24 protein-coding genes are annotated in these 21,544 nt (G+C 75.9%); 13 read left to right on the plus strand and 11 right to left on the minus strand.

All coding sequences use genetic code 11. The features are described from left to right. Positions 1–80: 80 nt before the first annotated feature. Positions 81–1,052 (minus strand): 1-phosphofructokinase, encoded by a 972-nt coding sequence (gene pfkB, locus AB2U05_RS03575; protein WP_369182399.1) that lies wholly within the window; start codon positions 1,050–1,052, stop codon positions 81–83. Beyond that, a complete protein-coding gene (locus AB2U05_RS03580) occupies positions 1,049–1,810 on the minus strand; it encodes a DeoR/GlpR family DNA-binding transcription regulator (RefSeq protein WP_045696194.1) in 762 nt (253 codons plus the stop codon). The genes pfkB and AB2U05_RS03580 overlap by 4 nt, the downstream gene beginning before the upstream one ends. Positions 1,811–2,143: 333 nt before the next feature. Between AB2U05_RS03580 and AB2U05_RS03585 the strand changes: the two genes are divergently transcribed. Both AB2U05_RS03585 and ptsP read left to right on the plus strand, forming a co-directional pair. Next, entirely contained in the window at positions 2,144–2,416 is a 273-nt protein-coding gene (locus AB2U05_RS03585) for an HPr family phosphocarrier protein (RefSeq protein ID WP_369182400.1), read from the plus strand. Then, positions 2,413–4,071, plus strand: coding sequence for a phosphoenolpyruvate--protein phosphotransferase (ptsP, locus tag AB2U05_RS03590; protein WP_045709305.1), 1,659 nt, complete (start codon positions 2,413–2,415; stop codon positions 4,069–4,071). Before AB2U05_RS03585 ends, ptsP begins: the two co-directional genes overlap by 4 nt. 152 nt (positions 4,072–4,223) lie before the next feature. On the opposite strand, the gene AB2U05_RS03595 is transcribed toward ptsP, so the two are convergent. Continuing rightward, positions 4,224–4,817, minus strand: a complete 594-nt coding sequence (locus tag AB2U05_RS03595) for a hypothetical protein (protein ID WP_369182401.1) — start codon at positions 4,815–4,817, stop codon at positions 4,224–4,226. A gap of 475 nt (positions 4,818–5,292) precedes the next feature. On the opposite strand from AB2U05_RS03595, the gene AB2U05_RS03600 reads away from it, so the two are divergent. Continuing rightward, a complete protein-coding gene (locus AB2U05_RS03600; protein WP_052707358.1) occupies positions 5,293–6,021 on the plus strand; it encodes a hypothetical protein in 729 nt (242 codons plus the stop codon). Between the two features lie 112 nt (positions 6,022–6,133). On the opposite strand, the gene AB2U05_RS03605 is transcribed toward AB2U05_RS03600, so the two are convergent. Continuing rightward, positions 6,134–6,346 (minus strand): MbtH family protein, encoded by a 213-nt coding sequence (locus AB2U05_RS03605; RefSeq protein WP_045696187.1) that lies wholly within the window; start codon positions 6,344–6,346, stop codon positions 6,134–6,136. A 723-nt stretch (positions 6,347–7,069) separates the two neighbouring features. On the opposite strand from AB2U05_RS03605, the gene AB2U05_RS03610 reads away from it, so the two are divergent. From AB2U05_RS03610 to AB2U05_RS03640, 7 genes are all read left to right on the plus strand, one after another. Then, the gene (locus tag AB2U05_RS03610; RefSeq protein ID WP_369182402.1) at positions 7,070–7,837 is read left to right on the plus strand and encodes a hypothetical protein; all 768 of its coding nucleotides are present in this window, start codon (positions 7,070–7,072) and stop codon (positions 7,835–7,837) included. 63 nt (positions 7,838–7,900) lie between these two features. Continuing rightward, positions 7,901–8,368 carry a MarR family winged helix-turn-helix transcriptional regulator gene (locus tag AB2U05_RS03615; RefSeq protein ID WP_369182403.1) on the plus strand — a complete coding sequence of 156 codons (468 nt, stop codon included), beginning with the start codon at positions 7,901–7,903 and terminating at the stop codon, positions 8,366–8,368. A gap of 26 nt (positions 8,369–8,394) precedes the next feature. Next, entirely contained in the window at positions 8,395–9,816 is a 1,422-nt protein-coding gene (locus AB2U05_RS03620) for an MFS transporter (protein ID WP_369182404.1), read from the plus strand. Between the two features lie 130 nt (positions 9,817–9,946). Further along, positions 9,947–10,240 carry a DUF1330 domain-containing protein gene (locus AB2U05_RS03625; protein WP_045696183.1) on the plus strand — a complete coding sequence of 98 codons (294 nt, stop codon included), beginning with the start codon at positions 9,947–9,949 and terminating at the stop codon, positions 10,238–10,240. A 194-nt stretch (positions 10,241–10,434) separates the two neighbouring features. Next, complete coding sequence (locus tag AB2U05_RS03630; RefSeq protein WP_369182405.1) at positions 10,435–11,667, plus strand: glycosyltransferase family 4 protein; 1,233 nt, start codon at positions 10,435–10,437, stop codon at positions 11,665–11,667. After that, positions 11,664–12,899: a glycosyltransferase gene (locus tag AB2U05_RS03635; protein WP_369182406.1), complete on the plus strand. Its 1,236-nt coding sequence runs from the start codon at positions 11,664–11,666 to the stop codon at positions 12,897–12,899. The genes AB2U05_RS03630 and AB2U05_RS03635 overlap by 4 nt, the downstream gene beginning before the upstream one ends. Beyond that, complete coding sequence (locus AB2U05_RS03640) at positions 12,874–13,761, plus strand: SGNH/GDSL hydrolase family protein (RefSeq protein WP_369182407.1); 888 nt, start codon at positions 12,874–12,876, stop codon at positions 13,759–13,761. Before AB2U05_RS03635 ends, AB2U05_RS03640 begins: the two co-directional genes overlap by 26 nt. Positions 13,762–13,764: 3 nt before the next feature. Here the strand turns inward: AB2U05_RS03640 and AB2U05_RS03645 are convergent, their stop codons facing one another. Continuing rightward, positions 13,765–15,735 (minus strand): WD40 repeat domain-containing serine/threonine protein kinase, encoded by a 1,971-nt coding sequence (locus AB2U05_RS03645; protein WP_369182408.1) that lies wholly within the window; start codon positions 15,733–15,735, stop codon positions 13,765–13,767. On the opposite strand from AB2U05_RS03645, the gene AB2U05_RS03650 reads away from it, so the two are divergent. Further along, complete coding sequence (locus AB2U05_RS03650; protein ID WP_369182409.1) at positions 15,734–15,958, plus strand: hypothetical protein; 225 nt, start codon at positions 15,734–15,736, stop codon at positions 15,956–15,958. The genes AB2U05_RS03645 and AB2U05_RS03650 overlap by 2 nt on opposite strands. 15 nt (positions 15,959–15,973) lie before the next feature. Here the strand turns inward: AB2U05_RS03650 and AB2U05_RS03655 are convergent, their stop codons facing one another. After that, positions 15,974–17,032: a methyltransferase gene (locus AB2U05_RS03655; RefSeq protein ID WP_369182410.1), complete on the minus strand. Its 1,059-nt coding sequence runs from the start codon at positions 17,030–17,032 to the stop codon at positions 15,974–15,976. Positions 17,033–17,180: 148 nt separating this feature from the next. On the opposite strand from AB2U05_RS03655, the gene AB2U05_RS03660 reads away from it, so the two are divergent. After that, positions 17,181–18,329: an NUDIX domain-containing protein gene (locus AB2U05_RS03660; RefSeq protein WP_369182411.1), complete on the plus strand. Its 1,149-nt coding sequence runs from the start codon at positions 17,181–17,183 to the stop codon at positions 18,327–18,329. A 75-nt stretch (positions 18,330–18,404) separates the two neighbouring features. Then, entirely contained in the window at positions 18,405–18,842 is a 438-nt protein-coding gene (locus AB2U05_RS03665) for a DUF6188 family protein (protein WP_369182412.1), read from the plus strand. A 53-nt stretch (positions 18,843–18,895) separates the two neighbouring features. Here the strand turns inward: AB2U05_RS03665 and AB2U05_RS03670 are convergent, their stop codons facing one another. The 5 genes from AB2U05_RS03670 to AB2U05_RS03690 all read right to left on the minus strand — a co-directional run bounded on the left by AB2U05_RS03670 (position 18,896) and on the right by AB2U05_RS03690 (position 21,442). Beyond that, complete coding sequence (locus AB2U05_RS03670; protein ID WP_045709301.1) at positions 18,896–19,270, minus strand: hypothetical protein; 375 nt, start codon at positions 19,268–19,270, stop codon at positions 18,896–18,898. Positions 19,271–19,340: 70 nt separating this feature from the next. After that, complete coding sequence (locus AB2U05_RS03675; RefSeq protein ID WP_341846005.1) at positions 19,341–19,733, minus strand: roadblock/LC7 domain-containing protein; 393 nt, start codon at positions 19,731–19,733, stop codon at positions 19,341–19,343. Positions 19,734–19,815: 82 nt separating this feature from the next. Next, positions 19,816–20,928: a hypothetical protein gene (locus tag AB2U05_RS03680; protein ID WP_369182413.1), complete on the minus strand. Its 1,113-nt coding sequence runs from the start codon at positions 20,926–20,928 to the stop codon at positions 19,816–19,818. After that, positions 20,925–21,062, minus strand: a complete 138-nt coding sequence (locus AB2U05_RS03685) for a hypothetical protein (protein WP_369182414.1) — start codon at positions 21,060–21,062, stop codon at positions 20,925–20,927. Before AB2U05_RS03685 ends, AB2U05_RS03680 begins: the two co-directional genes overlap by 4 nt. Beyond that, positions 21,059–21,442 (minus strand): hypothetical protein, encoded by a 384-nt coding sequence (locus tag AB2U05_RS03690; protein ID WP_045696175.1) that lies wholly within the window; start codon positions 21,440–21,442, stop codon positions 21,059–21,061. Before AB2U05_RS03690 ends, AB2U05_RS03685 begins: the two co-directional genes overlap by 4 nt. Between the last annotated feature and the right edge of the window lie 102 nt (positions 21,443–21,544).

Below are 21,544 nucleotides of genomic sequence, written 5' to 3' on the forward strand. Positions count from 1 at the left end.
ACAGTGTTCCCTTGCCCCCGGGAATGGCCGCCGTTCCGTCCCACACGGTCGGGCGGGGTGCCTCCGGCTGGAGGCGGCTCTCAACCGCGAAGCGGTCGTTCGAGCGGGATGTCCGCCGTCACGGCCACGGCGGCCGGGTCCAGATCCGCCGGGGTCGGCATGGCGCTCCCCGGCAGTTGCACGGCGGCGGCGCCGTGCGCCAGGGCCGCCGCCAGCGCCCCGGGGCCGGTGCCGCCGGCTCCGAGGAAGCCCGCGAGCGAGGCGTCGCCCGCTCCCACGTCGCTGCGGACGACGGCGACCGGCGCGCTGCCGTACCAGCTGCCCTCCTCGGCGATCAGCAGCATCCCGTCCGCCCCGAGGCTGGCGAGGACCTGCTGGGCGCCGCGCCCGCGCAGTTCCCCGGCCGCGGCCACGGCGTCGCCGACGGTGGCGACCGGACGGCCCACGGCCTCGGCGAGTTCCTCCCGGTTGGGCTTGACCACGTCGGGGCGCGCCGAGAGCGCGGCGAGCAGGGCGGCGCCGGAGGTGTCGAGCGCGATCCGGGCACCGCCCGAGTGCACCTGCGCGACCAGCTCGGCGTACCACTCGGGCTCCAGGCCGCGCGGCAGGCTGCCGCAGCAGGCCAGCCAGTCGACGCCGTCGCCGGCGCCCTGCCCGGTGCCCGGCCCGGTCCGCTGGGTGTCGCGGACGAGCGCCAGCAGCGCGGCCGACTCGGCGGCGCTGAGCTCCGGGCCCACCGCGTTGATCTTCGTGAGGCTGCCGCCGTCCTCGGCGATCGAGACGTTGATCCGGGTGTCGCCCGCGATGGCGACCGCCGCGACGTCGATCCCCTGCCGGCGCAGCAGGTCGGAGAGCAGCCCGCCGGACAGCCCGCCCAACGGCAGGACGGCCGTGGTGCGGTGGCCCGCGGCGGTGAGCGCGCGGGAGACGTTGACGCCCTTGCCGCCGGGATCGAGCCGGTCGTGCACGGCCCGGTTGACCTCGCCCGGTGTGAGCGTTCCCACCTCGTAGGTGCGGTCGAGGCTGGGGTTGGGGGTGATGGTGACGATCATGCGCGGATGACTTCCGGTCCGTGGTTCTCGATCTCGGCGGCCTGCTCGTCGGTCAGTCCGGTGTCCGTGACCAGGACGTCGACCTGGTCCAGCGAGCCGAACCTTGCGAAGTGGCGGGCGCCGTACTTGGAGGAGTCGGCCACCAGGACGACTCGGCGCGCACCGGCGAGCATGGCCTTCTTGACGGCGGCCTCGGCGAGGTCCGGTGTCGACAGGCCGCCCTCCGGGGAGAAGCCGTTGGTGGCGACCACCGCGACGTCCGCGTGGATGTCGGCCAGGTCGCGCAGCGCCCAGGCGTCGACGGCCGCCTGGGTGCGGTGGCGCAGCCGCCCGCCGACCAGGTGGAGGGCGAGCGCGGGGTGGTCGGCCAGCCGGGCCGCGACGGGGAGGGCGTTGGTGACGACGGTGAGCGCGCAGTCCACGGGCAGCAGCCCGGCCAGCCGGGAGACGGTCGTCCCGGCGTCGAGGATCACGCTGCCCTCACCGGGCAGCAGGGACAGGGCCGCCCTGGCGATGCGTTCCTTCTCCGCCGCGGCCGTGGAGTCCCGTTCGGCCAGACCGGGTTCCAGGTGCAGGGCGCCGACGGGCAGCGCGCCGCCGTGCACCCGGTGCAGCAGGCCGGCCCGGTCCAAGGCGCTCAGGTCACGCCGGATGGTCTCCTGCGTGACGCCGAAGTCCTCGGCCAGCGTCTGCACGTCCACCCGGCCCTGCTCCTGGGCGAGGTGGAGGATCTGTTGCTGCCGCTCGGGAGCGTACATGTGGGATTGGATCCGTTTCATGTCCGTTTACGCCTGGTTGCTGGGGTGAAGCCTGACCATACGCGCTTCGGACGGAAAAGCAAGAGCTCGTTCCGCCTCTCGCCCAGCTCTCGTCCGCTCCGTGAAATATGCCCGAACGTGTTGACATCTCCACGCAACCAGGCATAGAACCAACCGAAACAACTCGCTAACGGGCGTGAAACCACAGAATGTCCAGCCCTCGCGACTGCCCCCGTACCGCGAGGACCAGGGACCCACCACCGTGGCCCACCCCCGGCCGACCCGGCTCCCACCCGGGTCGGCACCCCTCTCCTCCTCTCCCCAAGGACTCCCATGCACTCGATCCAGGTCACCGTCGGCTCCAGCAGCGGTCTGCACGCCCGACCGGCGTCGCTGTTCGTCCAGGCCTCCGCCCGACAGCCGGTCAAGGTCACCGTCGGCCGCCCCGGCCAGCCGCCGGTCGACGCCCGCAGCCTGCTGTCCGTCCTCGCCCTGGCCGCCCGCCACGGCGAGGTCCTGGAGCTCACCGCCTCCGGTGACGGAGCCGAGGACGCCCTCAAGGCGCTCGCCGACCTGCTCGCCACCGACCTCGACGCAGCGGCATGACCGAGCTGATGCGCGGGATCGGCGTCGGCACCGGCAGCGCGGCGGGCCCGGTCGCCCGCATGGCTCCCCCGGCCCCGCTGCCCGCGCCGCGGGCCGTCACCGACCCGGCGGCCGAGGCGGCCGCGGTCCGCGCCGCCCTCGGCGCGGTCGTCACCGGCCTGGAGGAGCGCGCCGCCCGTACCAGCGGCACCGGGGCCGAGGTGCTCGCCGCCCAGGCGATGATGGCCGCCGACCCGGTGCTCGCCGACCGGGCCGCCGAGCTTGCCGAGCAGGGCACCGACGGCGCCCACGCGCTCACCACCGCCTTCGACGGCTTCCGCGCCGAACTGACCGCCGCCGGCGGCTACTTCGCGGAACGCGCCCCCGACCTGGCCGACCTGCGCGACCGCGCGGTGGCCCAGCTGCTCGGCCTCCCCGTGCCCGGCCTGCCCGACCCCGGGCACCCGTACGTCCTGGTCGCCGACGACCTGGCACCCGCCGACACCGCGCTGCTCGACCCCGAGCGGGTCCTGGCCCTCGTCACCGTCCACGGCGGCCCGACCAGCCACACGGCCATCCTCGCCAAGGCACTCGGCGTGCCGGCCGTGGTCGGTTGCGCCGAGGCCCTGGGCCTGGCGGACGGCCGACTGGTCCTGGTGCACGGCGCGGACGGGCTGGTCGAGCCCGACCCGGCTCCGGAGGCGGTCGAGCGGGCCACCGCGCGCGAGCGCCGTCGCCGCGAGCTGCTGGCGGGATTCCGCGGGCCGGGCCGGACCGCGGACGGCCACCCGGTCGCGCTGCTGGTCAACCTCGGCGCCCCGCACGAGCTGGCCGGCGCGGCCGCCGCCGACGCCGAGGGCGTGGGCCTGTTCCGCACCGAGTTCCTCTTCCTGGACCGCGCCGAGGCGCCGGGCCCCGCCGAACAGGCCGCCGCCTACCGGCAGGTCTTCGCGGCCTTCGCCGGCCGCCGGGTGGTCGTCCGCACCCTCGACGCGGGCGCCGACAAACCGCTGCCCTTCGCCACGGCCGCCGACGAGCCGAACCCGGCCCTCGGCGTCCGCGGCCTGCGGACGGCCGCCCGCGATCCGCAGCTGCTGGAGACCCAGCTCGCCGCGATCGCCGAGGCCGCCCGGGACAGCACCGCGCAGGTCTGGGTCATGGCCCCGATGGTGTCCGTCCCGCGCGAGGCCGCCGCGTTCGCCGCCCGGGTCCGCGCGCACGGCCTGCCGACCGCCGGCGCGATGATCGAAGTCCCGGCGGCCGCCCTGCGGACGGACCGGCTGGCCGAGTCCTGCGACTTCTTCAGCGTCGGCACCAACGACCTGGCCCAGTACGCCTTCGCGGCCGACCGCACGCTCGGCAGCCTCGCCGAGCTGCTCGACCCGTGGCAGCCCGCGCTGCTCGAACTGGTCGCCACCGCCGCCGCCTCGGCGGCCGCGCACGGCCGTCCGATCGGCGTCTGCGGCGAGGCCGCCGGCGATCCGGCACTCGCCCTGGTCCTGGTCGGCCTCGGCATCACCAGCCTCTCCGCCGCGCCCGCCTCGCTCCCCGAGGTCCGGGCGGCGCTCGCCGCCCACACCCTCGCGCAGTGCCGCGCGCTCGCCGAACTGGCCCTGCGCGCCGACGACGCCGACACCGCGCGCGGCCAGGTCCGGTCGAGCATGTCGGCACGCTGACCGGTCGGTCGCCGAGCGACCGGCGCTCAGCGACCGACCCTCAGAGACCGGCGCTCAGCGACCGACCCTCAGTGACCGGCGCTCAGCGACCGGCCGGCAGCAGCGGGCGATCCGGCGGACTGGCGGGCCGGCGCCGGGTGAGCGTTCGGCCGTCAGCGCCGGCGGCCGAGCCTGATCAACAGCTGCTTCGCCTCGGCGTCGTCGAGACCGAGAGCGGCGGCGACGTCGTCCAGGTCCATGTCGTACCCGACGTCCCGTGCGGCCCTTTCCACGGCCCGCTGGACGACCACCTCCGCCTTGCGGGCCGCCCGGACGGCGGCGAGCGGGGAGGACGCCCTCAACGTGTCGATCTCCTCCTCCAGTTGCCTCAGCAGACAGGCGACGGTCTCCGGCAGCGGCAGGGTGGAGCGGTCGACGTCCTCAAGGTGGTCGTCCCAGTCCTGCTCGCAGACCTCCGCCACCGGGTAGCCGGCCACGTCCAACTCCTCCTCGCCGAACTCCTCCCAGTCCAACCGCCGTTCGGGACCGGACCAACCGCACGCACACACCGCGCGCAGCGCCGCCGCCCGCGGGCGGCCGTGGCGACCGTCGTAGACGCTCCACTGCGAGACGGAGTGCCCGTCGCCGCCGCTCATCATCGAGAAGTACACCGGCCGGGGAACGCTGCCGTCCGCCACGAGCACGCCCGCCCAACCCCGGTGCGAGCCTCCGAACTCCACCGAGGTCCACGTCTCCCGGTCACCCACAGCACACCTCCAGCGCCACGGCCCGAACCCGGCGTCCCCCGATCAGCCGGCGACGCCGGCACCGACGATCCCGCAGCGGCCACCCCCGCACCACCGAAACGGCCGAACTCGACCCGCTCCGGGCGTCCTGGCGAACCCGCGTGCGAAGCCGGGGCGGGGTCCGGTAGCGTGCACGGAGGAGTGCCGGGAAGCCTGGTCGGCGAACAAGGGACACGTGTGTCCGCGGGCCGGTCCGGGGGTGGTGTGCGTGGCGCTCGACGCGAGGTCCGCCGGCACGCCGTCGACCCGGCCCCCTCGGGCCCTGCGCACCGTCCACCGGGCTTCAGTGGGCTCCGGACAGATTCCGAGAACCGAAACACCGTCCGGCGTTCCCGCCGCCCGGTGCCGTCCGACCCCGCAGGGGGGCGGGGCGGCACGCCCCGGCGACGGCGACCCGGGCGTTCCGGCCACGCACCGGACCGGGGGGAGAACCACCGTGACCCACCGTCCCTCACCATGGACCCGCACCGGCGGCGCGCTGCTCGCTGCGACGGCGCTCGTCCCGGCAGCGGCCGCCTGGTACGTCTTCGCCGTCCGGATGCCGGACGACGCCGAGCGGTCCCGCTCGTACTCGGCCGCCGCGACCTGCCCGGCCGGAAGCCCCGGCACCGCCGTCGAGGAATGCGTGCGCACCGTGCCGTTCACCGTCAGCGGCACGGTCCTCCAGCACAAGGACCGGCTGGCAACGCTGGACGGCGCGCCGGCCTGGAGCGGTACGGTGCGGTTCGGCAACCCCGGGCCGCTGCTGGAGGACCTTAAGCCCGGCGACCGGGTGGACGGCACGGTGTGGCGCGGCCAGGTGATGCGCCTGGAGCGGGCCGGCGTCGCGCAGGCCACGGTCGACGAACCCCGCGACGAGGCGCAGCTCATCGCCGGGCTGGGCACTGCCGTCGCGCTGCTGGCGGTGCTCGCCGCCGCCCTGGGCGTACGCCTGGTCACCGGCCGACCCACCGCCCTCGCCCTCGCCCGGTCGCTCCTCTTCTGGACGGTGTTCTCCTGCGTCCTGCCCGCCGTGCTCGCGTTCTGGGTCGGCCTGCCGTGGTGGACGGTTCCGGTCGCGGGCGTCCCGATCGCCCTGTTCGCGGCGGAGACGGCGCGGCGCCTGCACACGGGGAAGGTCCCGGGGGAACCGCAGGGGTTCGTGGCCGGCCGTCTGCCGGCTTGACCTCACCACCAGCTGTGGGGAGCCCCCGCCCGCTCCCAGCGGGCGGGCGGCCCGGGCCCCGGTCCGCGTGGGGTCGGACCGGGGCCCGGGCCGCCGTCAGGTGGTGTGCGGGTCAGGCGCTCATCGCCTCGACGAGGCTCTTCGGGCGCATGTCCGTCCAGTTGGTGTTGATGTGCTCGATGCAGGCCTCGCGGCTCTCCTGGCCGTGCACGACGGTCCAGCCGGCCGGGACCTCGGCGAAGGCGGGCCACAGCGAGTGCTGGTTCTCCTCGTTGACGAGGACGTAGTAGGAGGCACTGTCGTCCTCGAACGGGTTGGTCGCCATGATCGATCGGGCTCCTGTCGGTTGGTCGGGTAGGTGCGGATGGGACGGATGAAACAGGGCCGACGTCCGCCGACGTCCGCCGACATCGGCCCCGCTGGACGCCGCAGTGGCGGCCGCCGTGCGGTGGCGTCCTGCGGAGACGAGCCCGGGCAGCCGGCCGATGATGACGGGCACTCCGACCCCCAGGGGGGGCCGTCACCGGTCTCCAGGGAATTCACAAAGAAATCGCCGGTCGGAATTCTGGCGATTCCCAGCAGGGCCGGACAAGCCGTTCTGCAGCTAACTGCCAGGAATTCCCGGACGCCCGGTCAGATCGGCGGCGCGCGCGGCCCGGGTGAACTCCCGCGATGCTCCCGCGCCACCGGATGCTCCACTCGCCTCAGCGCACACCGGCCGCCGACGCCTCCAGCCGGACCGGGCTCGCTCCGGCCTGCCCCGGCCCGGTGGCGTGGACCTCTGATTCGCGCCGGAATTTCCGTTATCCGCAGTGCCCGTCGACGGTCTCCCGTTGCAGAAAGGCCGAGTTCGCTCGGCCCCGGACGGCGCCCCGGTGGCGCGCTCGCTACGGGAGACCTGCCGATGACCGCTTCTCGCCCTCGTTCCTTCTCCCGGGGCTGGTTGCTCGCGTCCTGCGTGCCCACGTTGCTCGTGCTCGGGATGGCCGTGTCCGTCCCGTCCGCCTCCCCGCGTTCCCCACAGGTCGCGACGGCGCAGGTGCCGGAGATGCCCGGGATACCCGGGATGCCCGGGATGGCACACGCGGCGGGAACCTCCCAGGGCCTCGCCCGCGGCCTCGCCGCCGAGCAGGACGGCTACCGGCTGGACGCCGCCACCTGCAGCGTCCCGGCCGGGCGGCCCACGGCCTACCGATTCACCATCACCGGACCGGACGGCACTCCCGTCACCGACTTCGCCGTCCACCAGACCAGGAAGCTGCACTTCTACGCGATCCGCACCGACCTCACCGGCTTCCAGCACCTGCACCCGGACCTGGCCGACGACGGCACCTGGACCGCCGATCTCGCCGCCCTCGCCCCGGGCACCTGGCGGCTGTACGCCGACTTCATCCCGAACACCGGCCCCCACGCCCCGGAACTCGTCCTCAGCCGCACCGTCACCGTGCCGGGCCGGGCCACCCCGACGCCCCTGCCCGCCCCGACCGACAGCACCACGGTCGACGGCTACACCGTCACCCTGCACGCCCAACCGATGGCCGGCGCCCACCAGTTGACCGCCACCGTCAGCCAGGACGGCCGCCCCGTCACCGACCTCCAGCCCTACCTGGACGCCTACGCCCACCTCAGTGCCTTCCACGAGGGCGACCAGGCCCTCGCCCACCTCCACCCCGCCAACACCGTCAACGGCGACCACGGCGGACCCACCCTGACCTTCCAGGCCCTGCTCCCCGAGCCCGGCAACTGGCGCGTCTTCCTCCAGTTCCAGACCGCCGGGCAACTGCACACCGCCGAACTCACCCTGCACGTCGACTGAACACCCCGGCGCCAGCGAGCGGAGATGCATAAAGAATTCATATAAAACTGCTATGCTTCTAGCATGAGCCACCGAGACGCCGCGCACGGCGCTTCCGATGCCATCGGGTCAGCCCTCTACGGTCTGGCCACCAGGGCCGTGAGGCGCCTTCCCCGCGACCTGAGCCTGACGTCCGCCACCACCTTGGCCACCCTGGACAGGGCCGGCCCGGGGCGGATCACCGATCTGGCGGTGGCCGCGGGCGTCACCCAGCCCGCGATGACCGTCCTGGTCCGGGCGATGGAGGAATCCGGGCTGGTGGAGCGGAAGGGCGATCCGTCCGACAAGCGGGTCACGCTGGTGTGCCTGACCGAGGCCGGCGCGTCGTACGTCCGGACGCGGCACCGGGCGGGCGTCGACGCGTACGCGCGGTTGATCGACGAACTCTCCGATGACGAGGTCGCGGCCTTGACGGCAGCCCTTCCGGCGCTGCTGCGCCTGGCGGAGCTCGACGGCCTCGAAGGCCGGGCCCGAGAGGAGTCGGACCGGTGACCGCGGCCCGGGCTCACGAGCAGCCCATGAGCACGGACCCGATACGTTCCGGGGCACGTCCGCTGGTCCCCGCCCTGATGTTCGTCGCCCTGGTCGTGGCGGCGGTCGGCAGCCTCGGGACGCCGCTCATCACCAGCGTGGCGACCACGTTCCACGTCTCCCTCGACAGCGCGCAGTGGACGCTGACCATCGCCCTGCTCAGCGGCGCCGTCGCCACACCCGTCCTCGGCCGGCTCGGAGCCGGTCCGCACCGGCGGGCCGCGATCCTCGCCACGCTGGCGATCGTCGTCGGCGGTGGCGCGCTCACCGTGCTGCCATTGCCGTTCGCCTGGCTGCTCGTGGGCAGAGCGGCCCAAGGCGTCGGACTCGGTCTCACGGCACTGATGATGGGTGTGGCCCGCGACCATCTCCCCGAGGAGCGCGGCGCGGCCACGATCGCCCTGATCTCGGTGGTCTCCGTCATCGGCGCCGGCGTCGGCTACCCGCTGGCCGCGCTGCTCGCCGAGTTCGGCGGGCTGCGGGCCGCCTACGGCCTCGGCCTGCTCGTCACCGCCCTCGCCTTCGTGACCGCGTGGCGCTCCGTGCCCGCGGCTCCCGAGGGCCGCTCCGCCCACGTGAACGTGGCCGGCGCCCTCGTCCTGGCGGGCGGACTGCTCCTCGTCCTGTTCCTGGCGGGCGAGAGGAGCCTGTGGAGCCGACACCTCGCCATGGCGGCGGCCCTTGCCGTCGCCGCCGTCCTCCTGCTCTGCGTCTGGACCGTTTCGGAACTGCGGACCACGACGCCCCTGGTCGACGTCCGGGCGGTACGGCACCCGGCGGTCGCCGGGGCGAACCTCGCCATGTTCGTCGGCGGGATCGGCATGTACCTCCTGCTCACGCTCATCACCCGCTACGCGCAGACGCCGCACAGCGCCGGCTACGGGTTCGGACTGACCACCTTCGTGGCGGGGCTGGTCCTCATCCCGTTCTCCGCGCTGGGGTTCGTCGCCGGCAGGCTCACACCGCGGGTCCGCGAGCGGATCGACGGCCCCCTGCTCCTGGCCGGCAGCGCCGCCATCGTCGGCGGCGGGTTCGTCCTGTTCGCCGCCGCCCGGTCGAACCTGGCCGAACTGCTCGTGGCCATGGGCGTGTTGGGCTTCGGCGTCGGCAGCTTCTCGGCCGCCGTGCCCGGCGTCATCCTGGCCGTCACCCCCAAGAACGAGACGTCGAGCGCCATGAGCTTCAACTACGTCGTCCGCAGCGTCGGGTACTCCCTGGGCAGCGCCATCGGCGGTCTGGTCCTGGCCGCCGGCACCGCGACGGGCCGTCTCTTCCCGAACGACGACGCCTACACGACCGCGGCGCTGGTCGGCATAGCCGCGATGGCGATCACGACGACGGCCGCCCTGGCCCTCGCCCGCCGACGCTCGCCCGAGACCCGTCGAAGCCGTCCGGCGCCGACGCCGTAGTCGTCGGCTCGCTGACCCACCGCGCGCCGGCCACGGATCCGGGCATGCATCCGAACGTCGATTCCGAGCGTCAATTCCGATCATCAATTCCGAACACCGATTCCGAACACATCCGAACACAGGAGGTACCGTGGCCAAGGGCTACTGGGTCAGCGTCTACCGCACCATCGCGGACCCCCAGAAGGTTGCCGCCTACGACGAGCTGGCCCGTGCAGCGGTCAAGGCCTCGGGCGGGCGGGTGCTCTCCCGCGGCAGCCGGGTCGTCGCACACGACGCCGGGATCGCGGAGCGCACCGTCCTGGTCGAGTTCGACAGCTTCGAGGAGGCGGTCGCCGCACGCGCGAGTGCGGCCTACCAGGAGGCGCTGGCCGTACTCGCCGACGGCGTCGAGCGCGACTTCCGCATCGTCGAAGGCCTCGACTGACGACCGATGCCGCGTCGTGAGCGCGTCCTGCTGGTCGACGACCGGCCGCTGATGCCGGGACCGATGCTCGGGAAGGGCAGGCGGCCGCCGGACACCGGGCGCGCGGGTGGGGCGGTGCAAATCGCCGACGCACGTTCGCTTGTACGACAGATCCCTTTGGCCGGGTGCACGCCGGGCCTGGACAGAACTGCGGCATGCGCGTCGCCATCGTCACGGAATCCTTCCCGCCCGAGGTCAACGGAGTCGCCCACAGCGTGCTGCGGACGGCCGAGCACCTGGTCCGCCGGGGTCACCAGCCCCTCGTCGTCACCCCCGCCCCCGCGCGGGGCGCCCAGTGTCCGCCGCAGAGCTTCGGCGGCGGCGCCGAGGCGGCCGAGATCCCCGTGGTGCACATCCCGTCGATGCCGCTGCCCGGGTACCCGCAGGTGCGGATCGCCCTGCCGAGTCGGCGGCTGCACGCCGCGCTCGCCGCGCACCGGCCGGACGTGGTCCACCTGGCCAGCCCGTTCGTGCTCGGCGCGCGCGGCATGCAGGCCGCGACCCGGCTCGGGGTACCGGCGGTGGCCGTCTACCAGACCGACCTGGCCGGGTACGCGCACGCCTACCGAGCCGGCCGCGGGCTCGGCGAGGCCGCCGCCTGGCGGCGGATCCGGGCCGTGCACGCGGCCGCCGCGCGGACCCTGGCGCCGTCCACCCCGGCCGAGCAGGACCTCACCGCGCACGGGGTGCCCCGGGTGCGGCTGTGGCCGCGCGGGGTGGACTCGGTGCGCTTCCACCCCGGGCACCGGGACGAGGCGCTGCACCGGGCGCTGGCGCCGGGCGGGGAGGTGCTGGTCGGCTACGTCGGACGGCTGGCGCCCGAGAAGCGGGTCGACCTGCTGGCGGCCGCCTCGGCGCTGCCCGGGGTGCGGGTGGTGGTGGTCGGCGACGGGCCGTCCGCGCCCGCGCTGAAGGCCGCCATGCCGGGCGCGGTGTTCCTCGGCAGACGCACCGGCGAGGAGCTGGCGCGATGTTTCGCCTCGCTGGACGTCTTCGTGCACACCGGCCCGCTGGAGACCTTCTGCCAGACCATCCAGGAGGCGATGGCCAGCGGGGTGGCGGTGGTCGGCCCGGCCGCCGGCGGCCCGCTCGACCTGGTCGCGCACCACCGCACCGGCCTGCTGGTGCCGCCCCGGGACGGCGCCGCCGTCGCCCGGGCGGTCGCCGAGCTCGCCGCCGACCCGGTGCGGCGCGCCGCCTACGGGCAGGCCGGGCGAGCCGAGGTCACCGCCCGTACCTGGGAGGCGGTCGGCGACCTGCTGCTGCGGCACTACGCCGAGGTGATCGCCGAGCACCGGGGGCTGCCGCTGCCGCCCGCGCCCCCGGCGGCCGACGCGCCGGCGCTGCCCGCCGAGCCGGAGGGACTGCCGGAGGAGCTGCCCGCATGAGCACGGAACCGGGTACGCCCGGCGGGCCGCTGACCATCGTGCGGCTCGCCAACTTCGTCACCCCCGTCTCCGGCGGCCTGCGCACCGCGCTGCGCCACCTCGGCGCCGGGTACCGAGCCGCCGGGCACCGGCCGGTGCTCATCGTGCCCGGCGAGCGGCGCAGCGAGGAGCGGACCGAGCAGGGCCTGGTGGTCACCCTGCCCGGGCCGGTGCTGCCGGCCAGCGGCGGCTACCGGCTGCTCGCCGACCGGCGGGCCGTCGCGGCCGAGCTGACCCGACTGCGCCCCGACCGGCTGGAGGTCTCCGACCGCACCACGCTGCGCTGGACCGGCAGTTGGGCCCGGCGGCACGGCGTGCGCGCGGTGATGGTCTCGCACGAGAGCGCCGCCGGGGTGCTGCGCACCTGGGGCGTGCCGCCCACGCTCGCCGGCGCGGCCGCCGACCGGCTCAACGCGGCCACGGCGCGGGCGTACGACGCGGTGCTCTGCACCACGGACTGGGCGGCGGCCGAGTTCCGCCGGATCGGGGCGCCGAACCTCGTCCGGGCCCCGCTCGGGGTGGACCTGGCCGCGATGCGGCCGCTGCCGCCCGCCGTCCGGGCCGCCGAACGGGCCCGGTACGCGCGGCCGGAGGAGGCGCTGCTGGTGCTCTGCTCGCGGCTGTCGGCGGAGAAGCGGCCGGAGCGGGCGATCGAGGCGCTGGCCGCGCTGCGGGCCCGTCGGGTGCCCGCCGTGCTGGTGGTGGCGGGCACCGGGCCGCTGCGGGCCCGGCTGGCGGCGCGGGCCGCCCGGCTGCGGCTGCCGGTCCGTTTCCTCGGGCACCTGGGCGAACGGGCGGCGCTGGCGCGGCTGTTGGGCTGCGCGGACGCGGTGCTCGCGCCCGGCCCGGTGGAGACCTTCGGGCTGGCCGCGATGGAGGCACTGGCCTGCGGCACGCCGGTGGTGGTCTCCCGCTCCTCGGCACTGCCCGCGCTGGTCGGGCCGGCCGGGCTCGCGGCCGCCGACACCGGGGAGGAATTCGCGGGCGCCGTAGGGGAGTTGCTGGCTCGGCCGGAGCCGGTCCGGCGGGCGGCGGCCCGGGAGCAGGCCGAGCGGTACGGCTGGCCGGCGGCGGTCGCGGCCTTCCTGGCCGCACACCGGGCGCCGAACCGCGTTGCCGCGGACGGGGGTTGCACGGACGGGAGTGGCACGGACGGGGGTTACGGGGATGAGCGTACTCGACACCGGGTGTGACCGTACGGCCGACGACGGTCGCCGGGCGGCCGGTGAACTGCGCCGCTTCGTCGCCCTCGGCGACTCCCTCACCGAAGGCGTCGGCGACCCGGTCGGCGAGGGCTGGCGCGGCTGGGCCGCCGTCCTGGCGCCCGCGCTCGCCGCCGACGAACACCCGGTGGAATTCACCAACCTGGCCGCCAGCGGCGCCCTCACGAAGGACCTGACGGACCGTCAACTCCCGGCGGCCCTCGCCCTTCGTCCGCAGCTGGCGGCCGTGCTCGTCGGCGGCAACGACACCCTGCGGGCCGGCTTCGACATCCACCGCAGCACCCAGGCGCTGGACGCCGTCCTGGGCGAACTGTCCGGCCACAGAGCCCGGTTGCTCACCGCCTGCCTGCCCGACCCGGGCACCCTGCTCGGCCTCCCGGCCGCCCTGGCCCGGCCACTGGCCCGGCGGATGCGGGCGGTCAACACGGTGGTGCACGCCCTCACCGACCGCCACCGGGCGATCCACCTGCACCTCGTCGACCTGCCCTGGCTCGCCGAGCGCCGCCTCCTCAGCGCCGACCGCCTCCACCCCAGCGCCGAGGGCCACCACCTGATCGCCCGCCACTTCCACCAGCTGCTCGCCGACGCCGGACACCCCCTCGGCCCGCCACCGGCCGCCACCCCCGCCGAACCCCCGCCCGGCCGCGCCGCCGACCTCTGGTGGATGGCCACCCGGGGCACCCGCTGGCTAGCCGCCCGCAGCACCGACCTCCTCCCCGGCCTCCTCGCCCTCGCCGCCCTCGAAGCCGCCACCCGCCTGCGCGGCACCACCGCCCACCACGACGACCGGATGGCCCGCGCGACCGCCCGGGCCCTGGCCTCCCTGGGGTAGCCGCTACCCGTGGGGGGTGGGCAGGGGCAGGGAGTAGAGGCGGACGGTGGCGTCGTCGCCGTCACCGACCGCGAGGGTCCGGCCGTCCGGGCTGAACGCGGCCTGCGGAGGGACGGACTCCCAGACGCCGGCGGTCTTCGAGAGGGCCAGGGTGTCGGTGAGGGTGCGGGTGGCGGCGGACCACAGCTGGACCTCGGCGTGGAAGTCGACGGTGGCGATGGTGCTGCCGTCCGGGCTCGGGACGATGCAGGTGATGCCGGACCCGCCGAGGACGGTGGTCGCGGCGCCGCCCGGGCTCGTGGACCGGAGTCCGTCCCTGCCGGGGCTGCCGGTGAGGACGGACTTGCCGTCCGGGGTGAACGCCACCACGTTCATGGTGCTGTCGAGGCTCGCCAGGTGGACGAGCGTCGCGCCCGCGCTCGGGGTCCAGAGCCGCAGGACCTTGTCCTCGCCGCCGAGGGCGAGGGACGTGCCGTCCGGGCTGAACGCCACCGACGTCTGCCATGGCGTCTTGACGGTGACGGCGGCCTTGAGCGCGTGGGTGGAGGTGTCCGACAGCATGAGCTGGTCGTCGATGGAGGTGGCGACCGTCCTGCCGTCCGGGCTCAGTGCCTCGAAGCTCCCCGCCTCCGGGGGGAAGGTGCCGGTGTTGGCACCGGTCCCGGCGTCCCAGACCTGGACGCCGCGCCGCTGGTAGCCCGCCCCGGTGACGAGGACGTGGTCCGGGCCGAACGCCAGGCTGCGCACCTCGTCGAGCTTGGTGGTGAGGGTGGCGGTGACGGCCCGGGTGGCGGTGTCCCAGATCCGGACGGTGCCGTCCGCGCAGCCTCCGGCCAGGAACCGTCCGTCACGGCTGTACGCGAGCGACATCACGCGGGCGGTCGCGCCGGTCAGCGGGGTCCACGACGGCGGGGGCGCGGTCTTGTCGCCGCCGAGGCCCCGGGCCAGCAGGAAGCCCGCGCCCGACAGGGCGGCGACGCCGGCCAGGCCGCCGAACAGGACGCCACGCCGGCTCGGGCGCCGTTCGGGCGCCTCGCCCGAGGGAGCGGGAGCAGGGGCCGGAGCGGGAGCCGTCCGGGTCGGCAGGGAAGCCACCCCGAGCGGTAGGGTCCCGGCCCCGGCCCCGGCCCCGGCCCCGGGCGCGGGCGCGGGCGCGTCGGTGCGCAGCGCCCGCAGGCGCAGCGCCGTGGCCTGCGCGTCGGGGCGCGACGTCGCGTCCTTGGCGAGGAGTTCGGCGATCAGCGGGCCGAGCGGCCCGGCGTGCGGCGCGGTCGGCACGGGCTGCGTGAACACGGCCGTGATGACCGCGGTCAGGGTCGGCCCGTCGAACGGCGGGCGCCCCTCGACGGCGGTGTACAGGGTGGCGCCGAGCGCCCACAGGTCGGCCCGGGCGTCGACGGGCCGGCCCTCCAGCTGCTCCGGGGGCATGTACTGCGGGGTGCCGATGAGGGCGTTGGTCCCCGTCAGGTGCTGGGTGGCGTCCAAGAGTCGGGCGATGCCGAAGTCGGTGATGACCAGGCGGTCCCCCGCCACCAGCACGTTGTCGGGCTTCAGGTCGCGGTGCACCACGCCGGCGGCGTGCGCGTGGGCGAGGGCGGCGGCGATCTCGGCGCCGATCCGCGCGGCCCGCTCCCAGCCGAGCGGCCCTTCGCCCTTGATCAGCCGGGCGAGCGACGGGCCGTCGACGAACTCCATCACGATCCACGGGGCACCGCCGTGCTGCACCACGTCGTGCACCGTCACGATGCCCGGGTGGCGGAGCCGGGCCGCGGCGCGCGCCTCCCGTTCGGTGCGCGCGATCAGCTCGGCCCGCAGCTCCGGGCTCTCGGTCGAGCGCAGCAGCACCTCCTTGACGGCGACGACCCGGTCCAACAGTTCGTCGTGGCCCCGCCATACCCGCCCCATACCGCCCTGGCCGATCACCTCGACCAGCCGGTACCGCCCGCCCACAAGCTCTCCCGCTGTGCCTGTCATGCCCGCTACCTTAGCCAGGCGCCGCCCTCGGCCGACCGCCCCCGCCGGCCCCGCGCCGGCCGTGCTCGACTGGGGGAAGACCCTCACCGCGCTGATCGTGGTTGGGCTGGTCAAGGATCCGGCCTCGCCAGACCCCGTCCCGGACCGGCACATCGTCAGACAGGAGCCTCCGGCCGGCATCGCGGCGCCCAAGGGCGCCACGGTGCTGGTGACATACGGGTGAGCCCGCGGCCGAGCCTCAGGCGGCGACGGCTTCGACCACGGACAGCACGGTGCCGGTCGGGGTGATCCGGGAGAGGCGCAGGCCGGCGGCGTCGAGGAGGGCGGCGAAGTCGGCCGCGTCGCGTTCGCGGCCGGTGAGGGAGCCCATCATCATCAGGTCGAGCGCCTTGGACTGGTGCGGGGCGTTGCCGTCCGGGACGACGGCGTCCAGGATCAGCACCCGGCCGCCGGGGTTGAGGGCGCGCCGGCAGTGGCTCAGCAGGGTGACGCACTGCTCGTCGTCCCAGTCGTGGGTGATGCGCTTGAGCAGGTGGACGTCGCCGGGCGGCACCGCGGTGAAGAAGTCGCCCTCGGCGAGCGTCCAGCGGCCCGCGATCTCCTTGGTGTCGGCGAGCCGGTGGCCGGCCAGGACGTGGGCGCGGTCGTAGAGGACGCCCCGCACGCCGGGGTGGCGGCGCAGGACCTCGGCGAGCAGGCCGCCGTGGCCGCCGCCGACGTCCACGACCGTTCCGGTGTCGGGGAGTTCGCAGGCGGCCGCGATCGGGGCGTTCTCCGGGTCGGACATCGCCGCCATGCCGACGTTGAAGACGGCGGCGGTGCGCTCGTCCTGGGCGAAGTGGTCGAAGAACGGCATGCCGAAGATGCCCTCGAAGGCCGTGGTGCCCTCGGTGAGGCAGTGCGAGAGTTCGCCGGCCGGCCGCCACATGGTGCGGTCGGTGAGCATCTGGACGGCCGTGCGGGCGGAGTACGGGACGTCGCCGCGCAGCGCCTGTCCGGCGTCGGTGAGGGCGAAGCGGCCGGCCCGGTCCTCCGTCACCACGCCGCGGGTGGCGAGCAGGCGCAGCACCCGGTGGAGGTTCCGGGCGTCCGTGCCGGTGGCGGCGGCGAGTTCGGCGGGGGTGCGGGGGCCGTGCGCGAGGTGGTCGGCCACGCCGACGTCGGCGGCGGCGCGCAGGGCGGCGGGGAAGAGGAAGCCGAGGGCCTCGTCGATCAGGAAGGCGGAGGAGCGGCGCAGCGCCTCGTCCTCGTGCTCCGCGGGCTGGTCGCCGATGGCTCGGCCGGTGTCCTGCCGCATGGGGATCCTCCTCGTTCGTACCGGGTGTGTCCGGGTTCGCCCGGAGAACTGCCCATCGGCGGGCGGGTCGAAGCGCGGCCGGGGGTGGCCGCGGGCGGCGCGGGGGAGGATCGGGGGTGAACGGGTCGTCGGTGTGGAAGGGGTCGGGGTGGCGGCGGCGGATGTGGACGCGGGCGGGCGGGGGCTGTTGGCGGCGGCGGGGGTGCTGTTCCCGGACGCCCACGGGCGGGTGCTGGTGGTGCGGCTGCCGTACGACCGCGAGCACCCGGTGGCGATCCCGGGCGGCGGCTGGGAGCCGCAGGACCGGTCGCCGCGGGAGACGGCCGCGCGGGAGATCGCCGAGGAGTTGGGCTTCACCCCGACGCTGCGGCAACTGGCGTGTGTGGACTGGGCGGTGAAGGAGGGCCGGCCGCCGATCGTGGCGTACCTGTACTGGGCGGACCCGCTGACGGACGAGCAGGTGGCGGCGTTCCGGCCGGATGCGGCGGAGGTCGGCGGCTGGGCCTGGCTGGACGCCGAGGACGCGGGCCGGGCCCTGCCGCCGCTGCTGTCGCGGCGGGTGCTGGCCTGCTTGCGGGCGCCGCGTGCGGCCGGGCCGCTGGAGCTGGAGGACAGCCGGCCGACCGGGCACGCGGCGGACCTGCCGGAGCTGGACGGCCCGGCGCCCGAGTACGTCGGGCTGGCCGCCGCGCCCGGTCTGGGGGCGGCGGTCGGCGGGGTGGCGACCGGGGAGGCCCTGTCGGACCCGCCGCCGGAGCCGCCGCTGGACCGGGCGACGTACTACGCCACCCGGCCGCGCATCCGGGCGAAGGCGCGGGCGGTGTTCACCGACGACGCCGGACGGGTGCTGCTGGTGCGGCTGCGCCCGTACGAGGGGCCGCGCGGGGCGGTGCCGCACTGGACGCTGCCGGGCGGCGGCGTCGAGGCGGACCGGGAGACGCCCCGGGCGGCGGCCCGGCGGGAGATCCGCGAGGAGCTGGGCCTGGAGGTCGCGCCGGGGCGGTTGCTGGCGCTGGACTGGCAGCCGGGGACGGCGGCCGATCCGCAGGCCGGCCCGGCGACCGGCCGGGACACCGCCGTCCTGGTCTACCTCTACGACGGCGGGCGGCTGACGCCGGAGCTGCTCGACGCGATCACGCTGCAGGAGGAGGAGTTGGTGGAGTGGCGGCTGTGCGACCCGGCGCAGGCCCGGGCCCTGCTGACCAGGCCGTCCTGGGACCGCACGGCCGCCGCGCTGGCCGCCCGGGAGCGGCAGGGCGGTCCGGCCGAGCTGGTACGGGGCCGGGCGGCCGGCTGACGGGCGAGCGGGCGGGCGGCCGAGGCGCGGCCGGCTGACGGGCGGGCGGCTGACGGGGTGGGCCAGACTGGGGGCATGCGGAACGGGATCGCGGAACTGCTCGCCGGGCGGCGGGTGGAGTCGGTCGGCGGCGGGACCCGGCTGGAGCTCGGGCTCACCGGGCGGGTGAGCGTCCGGGTGGTGCAGGACTTCCGGTTCGCTGCGCCGCCGCCCGCCGGGCCGGTCGCCGGCGGGTCGGCTTCCGGCGCGCCCACGACGGTCGAGCACGTCTTCCCGGCGCTGGCCTTCCGGCCGACCGCCGCCCTGTCGGCGCTGGTCGGCCGGACCGTCGAGTCCGCCCTGATCACCCTCGCGGGCGGGCTGGAGCTGGGCTTCGCCGGGGGCGGCGTGCTGTCGGTGCCGCCGGACGCGCGGCTCGCGCCGTGGAGCGTGCTGGGCGCCGAGGGCGTGCTGTGCGCGGGGCTGCCGGGCGGCGAGGTGGTGTGGGCGGAGGCCGAGGCGGGAGCGGGCTGAGGCCCGGCGGGGCCGAGGCCGCCGCCGGGCCGTCCGGTCGGTACCGGGAGCGGTCAGACCTCCAGGTCGGCCTCGATCCGGGTGAGCTGGTGGCGGGCCATCGCCAGGTTGGCGCGCGAGCGGTCCAGCGCCAGGTAGAGGAACAGGCCCTTGCCGCCGCGGCCGGCGAGCGGGCGGATCAGGTGGTACTGGCCGGTGAGGGTGATCAGCATGTCCTCGATCCCGTCCTGCAGGCCGAGCATGTCCATGGTGCGCATCTTGGCGCGCACCACGTCGGTGTTGCCCGCCGAGGCCACGTTGAGGTCGAGCCCGCCGGGGCCGTCCAGGGTGGCGAGCGCCATGCCGCTGTTGTAGTCCACCAGGGCCGCGCCGAGGGCGCCCTCGATGGTGGTCATGGCCTGCTTGAGCGCGCCGGCTGCGTCGGTCATGTCGGTAACTCCCGTTCGTTGGTGGGGTGTTCGTTGGCTGAGTGGTGGTGGGAAGGTGCTGCGGTCGGGGTCAGCCCGGTGCGGCCGCGCCCGGCTGCGGGCTCTCGCCGAGCAGCGCGGCGATCCGCTGCGCGCTGCGGCGGGCCTCCAGGTGCAGCCGGCCGACGTTGACGTCCGGATGCGCCAGCAGGGTCAGCACGCAGCTGCCGCCGGCCGCGTAGGTGGCGACGTAGCCGTGCTCGCCGCGCACCAGCGACTCGCGGAACTCGCCCTGGCCGGTGGTGTCGGCGAGCCGCTGGGCGAGCGAGAGCGCGGCCGCCGTCATCGCGGCCAGCCCGGAGGGCTCGGTGCCGTGCGTGTCGTGGGCGATGAGCAGGCCGTCGACGCTGGCCACCAGGCCGCCCGCGAGGTGCGGGGTGCGGCGCTTGACCACGTGCAGTTCGGCGAGCAGCTCGGTCTCCAAGGCGATCAGTTGTCTCCTTCCGACACGCTGCTTCAGCGCCCGCCTCATGGCCGGGGCGGCGGGGTCGCGGGCGGGGAGTGGGTCAAAGTCGGGCCTCCAGAAGGTCTCGGACCCGGGTCAGCAGCGCGATGTCCGGGTCGGGGACGGCCAGCGGCGGGTGGGCCGCGGCCGTGGCGGGCGTGGTGGTGGCGCGAGCGGCCGTGGCGGGCGTGGCCGTGGCGCGCGTGGCCGTGGCGCGCGTGGCCGTTGCGCGCGTGGTCGTTGCGGCGGTGCGGAGCCCGGGGCTGCGCAGGGTCGCGCCGGGGATCCTGCGGTGCAGGCCGCTCCGGTCGGCGGGTTCCGCGGACGGCTCCGGGCGACCGGGCCGCGCGGGGTCGGCCTCTGCGGGGTCGGCCTCCGCCCGGCCGGCCTCCGCCGGGACGTCCGGCGTCGTGTGCCGTGGCAGGTCGAGCAGTCCGGCGGCGGCCAGGCGGCGGACGTCGGCCGTCACCCCGAAGCCGGAGCGGCCGAGCAGCCGGGCCAGGTCCGCCGGGGTTCTTCGGCCGTCCGCGTGGTCCAGCAGCTCGCGGCGCCGGCGGCCGGACGCGCGGTGCGCGGGCAGCCGGCTGTGCGCGGCGGGGCGCACGGGCTCGGTGTCGAGCTGCGGCCAGGGCCAGATCCCGTCCAGCAGGCGGCGCCGGCGCTCGACCTCGCGGCGCAGCCGGTCCGGTTCGACCTCCGCGACCGGGCCGAGCCAGTGCCGGGCGTCGGCTTCGAACCGCCAGGTGCCGCCGGCCGGGTCGGCCAGGACGAAGAAGGCGGCGTCGAACAGCGTGCCCAGGTGGCCGAGTTCGAGCTCGCCGCGGGTGAGCAGCCGCCGCTCGACCAGCACCTCGCCGACCCGGCCGCTCGGGCCGTGCTCCCGGAGCAGCCCGGCCCAGCCCTCGGGGGTGGTCCGGCCGCAGCCGGTGAGCAGGTCGACCAGGCCGGGGGCGCGGTCGGAGTCGGCGGCGACGACCTGGCCGTCGACGAGGTACAGGCTGCCGAGCGGGCCGTGCAGGGCGCCGGTGGCGTGGCGGACGGCGAGCAGGTCGAGCGCCTCGCCCGGGGTGCGCGGGGTGGGCGGGACGTCCTCGGTGCCGGTGGCCGCGGTGTCGGCAGACACGGCGGCCGCGCCGGCGACGTCCTCGACGGGCGGGGCCGGAGCGGTGGTCACGCGGGCCTCCGTCCGGGGGTCGGCGGCCGGAAACGGACGGTCGCGGCCGGGGCCCCGGCCTCGGCTCCGGTCTCGACGTCGGCCCCGGCGGCCCCGGTCTCGACCCCGACGGCCTCGACGGGCACGGCGCTCACCCGAGCACCAGGTCCTCGGCGAGCGCCCGGAGGCGGAAGCGGGCGGCGGCGAGGTTGCCCTCGTCGCGGTCGAGCCAGAGGTGCAGCACGAGCCGGCTGTCGAAGACGGTGTCGATGAAGCGGATCAGGTGGTAGCTTCGGCCCGCGGTGACGATGATGTCCTCGAGCGGGGCCCGCCGCTCCTCCGCCGCGGTGAAGGTCTGGCTCTCAACGGCTGCTCGTACCAGGTCGGTTGCCTCGGCGGCGGCGGTCTCGTACTCGCCGGCCGGGCTGTCGCCGAGGCTGCCGAGGGCGAGTCCGCTCCCCCAGTCGACCAGGCTCGCGGCGCGCGCCCCGGCGATCGTCATGGCCCCGGAGAGGCATTCGTCGATACCCGGCACACCGGCTCCTTCGCGGGGTCTGGGCGGCCGGGGCGCAGCACGGCTCCGGCCGGATCGCCACCAGCAGTGGCGGGTTCGACACGGAAGGCTACTGGCGGTTTC

This window comes from Streptomyces sp. Y1 (assembly GCF_041053115.1).
GTDB classification, from domain to species: Bacteria; Actinomycetota; Actinomycetes; order Streptomycetales; family Streptomycetaceae; genus Kitasatospora; species Kitasatospora rubellomurina.

Coding starts and splice junctions, on each gene's coding strand:
- AB2U05_RS03580 (WP_045696194.1), bottom strand. CDS start 1,810: ATGTACGCTCCCGAGCGGCAGCAACAGATCCTCCACCTCGCCCAGGAG.
- AB2U05_RS03655 (WP_369182410.1), bottom strand. CDS start 17,032: ATGCGGCAGGACACCGGCCGAGCCATCGGCGACCAGCCCGCGGAGCAC.
- pfkB (WP_369182399.1), bottom strand. CDS start 1,052: ATGATCGTCACCATCACCCCCAACCCCAGCCTCGACCGCACCTACGAG.
- AB2U05_RS03630 (WP_369182405.1), top strand. CDS start 10,435: ATGCGCGTCGCCATCGTCACGGAATCCTTCCCGCCCGAGGTCAACGGA.
- AB2U05_RS03650 (WP_369182409.1), top strand. CDS start 15,734: ATGCCCGCTACCTTAGCCAGGCGCCGCCCTCGGCCGACCGCCCCCGCC.
- AB2U05_RS03635 (WP_369182406.1), top strand. CDS start 11,664: ATGAGCACGGAACCGGGTACGCCCGGCGGGCCGCTGACCATCGTGCGG.
- AB2U05_RS03645 (WP_369182408.1), bottom strand. CDS start 15,735: ATGACAGGCACAGCGGGAGAGCTTGTGGGCGGGCGGTACCGGCTGGTC.
- AB2U05_RS03670 (WP_045709301.1), bottom strand. CDS start 19,270: ATGACCGACGCAGCCGGCGCGCTCAAGCAGGCCATGACCACCATCGAG.
- AB2U05_RS03605 (WP_045696187.1), bottom strand. CDS start 6,346: ATGGCGACCAACCCGTTCGAGGACGACAGTGCCTCCTACTACGTCCTC.
- AB2U05_RS03640 (WP_369182407.1), top strand. CDS start 12,874: ATGAGCGTACTCGACACCGGGTGTGACCGTACGGCCGACGACGGTCGC.
- AB2U05_RS03615 (WP_369182403.1), top strand. CDS start 7,901: ATGAGCCACCGAGACGCCGCGCACGGCGCTTCCGATGCCATCGGGTCA.
- AB2U05_RS03585 (WP_369182400.1), top strand. CDS start 2,144: ATGCACTCGATCCAGGTCACCGTCGGCTCCAGCAGCGGTCTGCACGCC.
- AB2U05_RS03610 (WP_369182402.1), top strand. CDS start 7,070: ATGCCCGGGATACCCGGGATGCCCGGGATGGCACACGCGGCGGGAACC.
- AB2U05_RS03620 (WP_369182404.1), top strand. CDS start 8,395: ATGAGCACGGACCCGATACGTTCCGGGGCACGTCCGCTGGTCCCCGCC.
- ptsP (WP_045709305.1), top strand. CDS start 2,413: ATGACCGAGCTGATGCGCGGGATCGGCGTCGGCACCGGCAGCGCGGCG.
- AB2U05_RS03665 (WP_369182412.1), top strand. CDS start 18,405: ATGCGGAACGGGATCGCGGAACTGCTCGCCGGGCGGCGGGTGGAGTCG.